The 5,831-nt window shown below is 38.5% G+C and carries 5 protein-coding genes and 1 riboswitch; all 5 genes read right to left on the reverse strand.

The window, feature by feature from the left end; translation table 11 throughout:
• Positions 1–33: 33 nt before the first annotated feature.
• Entirely contained in the window at positions 34–510 is a 477-nt protein-coding gene (ribH, locus tag U0839_RS08095; RefSeq protein ID WP_155565079.1) for a 6,7-dimethyl-8-ribityllumazine synthase, read from the reverse strand.
• Positions 511–551: 41 nt separating this feature from the next.
• The gene (gene ribB / locus U0839_RS08100) at positions 552–1,829 is read right to left on the reverse strand and encodes a 3,4-dihydroxy-2-butanone-4-phosphate synthase (RefSeq protein ID WP_413550449.1); all 1,278 of its coding nucleotides are present in this window, start codon (positions 1,827–1,829) and stop codon (positions 552–554) included.
• Complete coding sequence (locus U0839_RS08105) at positions 1,811–2,446, reverse strand: riboflavin synthase (RefSeq protein WP_110438635.1); 636 nt, start codon at positions 2,444–2,446, stop codon at positions 1,811–1,813. Before U0839_RS08105 ends, ribB begins: the two co-directional genes overlap by 19 nt.
• Positions 2,428–3,552: a bifunctional diaminohydroxyphosphoribosylaminopyrimidine deaminase/5-amino-6-(5-phosphoribosylamino)uracil reductase RibD gene (gene ribD, locus U0839_RS08110; protein ID WP_413550450.1), complete on the reverse strand. Its 1,125-nt coding sequence runs from the start codon at positions 3,550–3,552 to the stop codon at positions 2,428–2,430. The genes U0839_RS08105 and ribD overlap by 19 nt, the downstream gene beginning before the upstream one ends.
• An 83-nt stretch (positions 3,553–3,635) precedes the next feature.
• A riboswitch (FMN riboswitch) is annotated at positions 3,636–3,790 on the reverse strand.
• A 120-nt stretch (positions 3,791–3,910) separates the two neighbouring features.
• A complete protein-coding gene (locus U0839_RS08115) occupies positions 3,911–5,569 on the reverse strand; it encodes a ribulokinase (RefSeq protein WP_155571701.1) in 1,659 nt (552 codons plus the stop codon).
• Between the last annotated feature and the right edge of the window lie 262 nt (positions 5,570–5,831).

Consider the following 5,831-nt stretch of genomic DNA (forward strand, 5'->3'; position numbering starts at 1 on the left):
CAATTACCAAGAAAAATTAAATGCTTGAGAAATTTAAATTTTTTGCAATAAAGCCAAACTTTCAATACAGGCTGCTACAGCCTCACGACCCTTATTCTCCTTATTTTCTTCAGAACGGATTTGTGCCTGTTCCGAAGTATAAGTGGTTAAAACACCAAAACTGATAGGAACTTCTGTATGCAAACTGGCCTGCATCAATCCGATAGTTGCACCCAGACTGATAAATTCAAAATGCGCTGTATCTCCCTTAATTACACACCCCAAACATACAACACCATCATATTTACCTGACTTGGCCAGTTTTTGTGCGATTAAAGGCAATTCAAAAGCTCCAGGTGCATAATATAAATCTTCTTGATAAAAAGGAATTTGATGTTCAGACAACCATTCCTGTGCTCCTTGACACAATCCATTCGTTACTGTTTGATTAAACCGGCTAACAACTATTGCGATCCGTGGTGGCTTGGAAAATGAAAATTTCTGTATTGATTGAGGAGCTTGTTTTATCATGTAAAAACCTTTATTCACTAGTTATAAACTCTAACTGAAATTTATATTTCAGATAAATGGGTTAAAAGATGCCCCATACGATCTCGTTTTGTTTTTAAATATTGACTGTTAAAAGGGTTAGCATCAATTTCCAATGAAACACGATGACGAATTTCAAAACCCTGTTTTTTCATCATTTCAACCTTGTTCTTGTTATTCGTCATTAAATTTAAAGATTTGATACCAAGTTTTCTTAAAATAGCACCAGCAACTTTCCAGTCACGCATATCAGTCAAAAAACCCAATTGATGATTCGCTTCGACCGTATCAAACCCTTTTTCCTGTAATGCGTAAGCCTCAATCTTATTAAAAAGCCCTATTCCACGGCCTTCATGACCGCATAAATATAACAGAACACCACATTCGGATTCACCAATCATTTTCAAGGCCTGATGTAATTGGGGACCGCAATCACATCGCAAAGAACCAAACACATCCCCTGTCAAACATTCTGAATGCAGACGAACCAAGGGAATTTGTTCATTGGTTTGATGAAATGGAAAGTCCCCTTTCATAACGGCCAGATGTTCATTACCCTTCAAGTCTATGAATGCCTGAACCTTAAAATCCTCTCCACCATAACAATTGGGTAAATGGGCTCTTGTTCCCGCTTTCACCAATGAAGATACAGAATCCAATTTTTTCGCGTCATACTGTTCACGCCAACGTATAATTTCAGCAATTGTAACGATTGGAATACCATATTTTTCAGCAAACTGACGAAGCTCCGGCATTCTTGCCATTGATCCATCATCTTTGACAATCTCACAAATTGCGGCAATAGGCTTCAATCCAGCGATTTTTAATAGATCAATTGAGCCTTCCGTATGTCCATTTCTGGATAAAACACCATTAGGATCGGCAATTAAGGGGAAAACATGACCGGGACAAATAATATCCTGCGCAGTGACGCAATCCCTTGCAACCACTTCAAAGGTTTTTGCACGATCCGAAGCAGAAATACCTGTTGTAATGCCCTCTTTTGCTTCTATAGAGACTGTAAAAGCTGTCTCATGTGGTGAGGTATTATGTTGAACCATTAATGGTAAACGAAGTTTCTGCGCCAGCTCACGTTGTAAAGGCATACAAAGTAAACCTTTGGCATTCGTAATCATAAAATTAACGATCTCAGGCGTTACAAATTGCCCGGCAGCAACCAGGTCACCTTCGTTTTCACGTCCCTCATCGTCAACCAACAAAACCATCTGCCCATTTTGCAAGGCAGAAACAGCACGTTTTAATTCCGCACTTAAAGTTTGATTCACTTTTGAACTTGACATAGATTTTCCACGTATTTTGAAATGATATCAACCTCGATATTGACAATGTCATCAACCTTTAACAAACCGAGCCGTGTATGGTTCCAAGTATGCGGAATAATCATCAAATCAATCAGGAACTCATTTATTCCGTGATTTTCTTCAGCTGTTTCTTTTATCCCGTTAATAGTTAAACTGACACCATCTATGGCTATTGAACCTTTTTCCACAACATACTTACGTAATGAAGAAGGTAAAGCGACAAATAATTGATGTGCCTCACCTTTCTGTTCAATTTTGAAAATACGGCCAGTTGCATCTACATGCCCCTGAACAATGTGACCAGAAAGCCGGGTGGAAGGTGTTACGGCCCGTTCCAGATTTACTTTCATATTTTCAATTAAAACATATAGATTTGTACGATCTAAAGTTTCTGAACTGATAAAAAAGGAAGCTTCATCATTCGTACCTAGTTTTGTCACCGTCAAACATACACCATTTACGGCAACACTTTCACCAAGAATCAAATCTGGTATACCAGTTTTAATCTTAATTTCCATAGCTTGAATTTTTAAATCCTGCTTTTCATATTTAACAGCTGAAACAACACCAAGAAACTCTATGATACCAGAGAACATAATGTGCCCTCCTTTCTTTTCGAAAAGTCAACAAAATTGAAATGGGATAAAAGTAATCGCGTAGGTGAAGCAAGATGGTTAGAAATTAACTTTAACTGATCATCCCCTTTATTTTGTTTTCGAAATATAAGCCATTCATCCCAAAGTTTCTTTTGACGAATGACTTGCAATAACTGTGGCCCTCCTTCAACCATCCCCCACAATATATTATGATTATGTAATAAATATGGTAGATTATCAATTTTCGAACATGTAACAAGAGAAAAATTATTTTTTTCAGCATTTTTGATATAATTTACGGGGACAATTTCCTCTAGAGGCTTTTGCTGTTTAGTGCAAATAATCAACAAGCGTTTTCGATCCGGGTGATCAGGGACATAGCGCACGGTGAAAGATGGATTATCCTCTTTAATTGTATTCACACCTGTTATAATCGCCTCAGTTCCACGCCGCAATTGATGAGCCTGACATAGGGATGTAAAAGAGGTGAATGTCTTTTTCCCTATTGGTGGGATCATGGAGCCTGCAACATCAAGAGCTTGTTTAACCGTTATCCAGGCTTTCCCTCTTGTCACAGATTGAATAAACGGAGCAATAAGATCCTCACATTTTTTTTGCCAGTAAAGAGATTTTTTACCGCAAAGATCTCTTAACAAAAAAACTTCTTTGCCGCCTTGTCTTAACCGTTCATTACCAGCACCACAAACATTAGGATTGGGATCAGCAACTCCCACCCATATACGACGGGCCGGAGTTCGCAATAATGATTCAGAACAAGGTGGCGTACGCCCTATATGGTTGCAGGGTTCTAACGTTACTATAACATCATGAATTTTATCCCAAACACCTGCAACACGACATTGCCGCAATGCCAACGCCTCGGCATGTAGCTTACCTGCCTCATGATGGGCTGCAGCAGCAAGGATTTTACCCTGTTGATCTAAAATTACACAACCAACAGGAGGATTAGGCGCTGTCTGCCCAACATAAAGTAAAGCTTCGCGTATAGCATATGAAAAAGCATTAGAGATTGCTTCGGGTAAATCAATTCCCTCATTCATTTTTAATTGTTCAGCCTGTGAAACCGAACCTAAGCGTGCTTGCATTTCTAGTTCCTATCTCTAGACGCACGCGGGCACTCCATAACATACCTTCTTCACGTTATTAACGAAACGTAAAAGGTAAATTATATCGTTCTTTCTCATCCGGACTGTAACCGTCGGCTTTGGAATCGCACCAAAATCTGCTTGACCCTGCATTATTACAATACAGGCGCTCACGGGCTTAAGAACAAGATATTCTCTTACCGTCGGTGAGGAATTACACCTCGCCCCAAGAACGTCGTTATTTAATTATCATCCATTTACTGGACATCATTAAGATAAGCATTTTCATTCTTGTAATCAAGTTTTTTCAGGATAAACACCCATTTTCCCGATGATAAATATTTTTTGATACTTAATTTTAAACATATTGTCTTTCCGAAACCCTAGCCCATTGTTGATACTGACCGTATATCCGTTCGTATTGTTCAGATAAATGCAAATCAGGTTTATAGATCTTGGATATAGGACTGGACATATGGTGCTGAGCTTCCAAAACTGAAGAATACACTTTTGCAGCTACGGCCCCTAAAATGGCGCCCCCCAAAGCGCAACACTGTTCAGAGGCTGACACTTTTATTTCACGTTTCATAATATCGGCACATGTCTGCATTATGATTGATGATTTTTTTGCAATTCCGCCAATTGCAATAATTGTGTTAATAGGTATATCCTGTTCTACAAAACATTCCATAATAGCCCTTGCACCACAGGCAGTGGAAACTATCAAGCTTCCAAAAACCGCAACTGCATCAGTGGCCAATGTTAATCCTGTAATTGTTCCTTTTAAACGCTGATTGGCATAAGGTGTTCGACGCCCATTAAACCAGTCAACTGCAATCGGTAAATATTCTAGATTCTTATTTTTATACCATTCTTCAGCTAGATTATTTAGTAAATCATGCTCAATTTCATAAAATTCTTGCAAATGTGTAAAATTATTACGTGCATAGAATTGCAAGGGCCAGCCTAAAAAACGTTGAAACCACGCAAAAATATCACCAAAAGCGGATTGTCCCGCCTCGAAACCGATATATCCCGGGACAATACTACCATTAACCTGTCCGCATATCCCTTTGATAAACCTACCTTTTACCTGCTCATTTTCAGCCGTTAACATATCACAAGTTGAAGTTCCTATGACCTTTACCAGACTATAGGGTTTAGCACCCGCACCTATTGCACCGACATGGGAATCAATTGCCCCGCCTGAAACCGTCACATTTTCATTTAAACCAAGTTTTTCCGCCCACTCCTTTGTTAACTTGCCAACAGCCATATCAGCAGTATAAGTCTCTTTAAATAACGGATAGGGTAATTCTTCAACCAGTACAGGATCTAGGTCTTTAAAAAACTCATAGGAAGGTAAACCGCCCCATTGTTCATTCCAAAGGCATTTATGACCAGCCGCACATCTGTTTCTTTTAATTATATGGGGTAAGGTTGTGCCTGTCAGCAACGCGGGAATCCAATCTGAACATTCAACCCAAGATACTGTGGCTTTTTTAACAGCCTCGTCATTTCTGAAACTATGCAAAATTTTTGACCAAAACCATTCTGATGAATAAACCCCTCCACATCCTTTTAAAAAAACAGAATATGCTGGTTTTTGACATAATCGATTAATTTCTTCCGCCTCTTCAATAGCGGTATGATCTTTCCATAAAATAAACATTGCATTTGGATTTTCTGAAAAATCAGGCCGTAACGCAAGAATTTGACCATGCCTATCTAATGGTGCAGGACTGGATCCTGTCGCATCAACTCCAATTGCAACAATATTTTTAGCGACACCACCCAATTGTTTTACGACTGAGCAAACAACCTCTATTAATGATTCCATAAAATCCAGAGGATGTTGCCGAAATTGATTTAGAATAGGATTACAGAACAACCCCTTTTTCCAGCGTGGATAATATGTGATACTTGCTGCAAGCTCTTCACCATTTTGACAATCTACAGCCAGAGCGCGAACGGAATCGCTACCAAAATCAAGACCTATTGCAATTTTATGAGGCATATATTGTATATCCATGGAAAATAATTGGAAAACAAAACTGTTTTCATATAATCCCCCTTCACTTCATGATTATCAATTTAATTTCAAGCAATCAAAAAAAATTGATTTTTTATTATAAAAATTAAAAATATTAACTTTTTTGTATTTTTTTCTTGAAATTAAATCTAAAATCAGGCATAGAACTGCACGTGTTGATTGTATATTGCCGGATTAGCACAGTGGTAGTGCAGCGGTTTTGTAAACCGAAGGTCGGGGGTTCAAA

The organism is Commensalibacter sp. A3DC, from assembly GCF_047307945.1.
Taxonomy (GTDB): Bacteria; Pseudomonadota; Alphaproteobacteria; order Acetobacterales; family Acetobacteraceae; genus Commensalibacter; species Commensalibacter melissae.

Excerpts from the sequence above, each read along its gene's own strand:
- ribH (WP_155565079.1), bottom strand. The coding sequence starts at position 510 with ATGATAAAACAAGCTCCTCAATCAATACAGAAATTTTCATTTTCCAAG.
- ribD (WP_413550450.1), bottom strand. The coding sequence starts at position 3,552 with ATGCAAGCACGCTTAGGTTCGGTTTCACAGGCTGAACAATTAAAAATG.
- ribB (WP_413550449.1), bottom strand. The coding sequence starts at position 1,829 with ATGTCAAGTTCAAAAGTGAATCAAACTTTAAGTGCGGAATTAAAACGT.
- U0839_RS08105 (WP_110438635.1), bottom strand. The coding sequence starts at position 2,446 with ATGTTCTCTGGTATCATAGAGTTTCTTGGTGTTGTTTCAGCTGTTAAA.
- U0839_RS08115 (WP_155571701.1), bottom strand. The coding sequence starts at position 5,569 with ATGCCTCATAAAATTGCAATAGGTCTTGATTTTGGTAGCGATTCCGTT.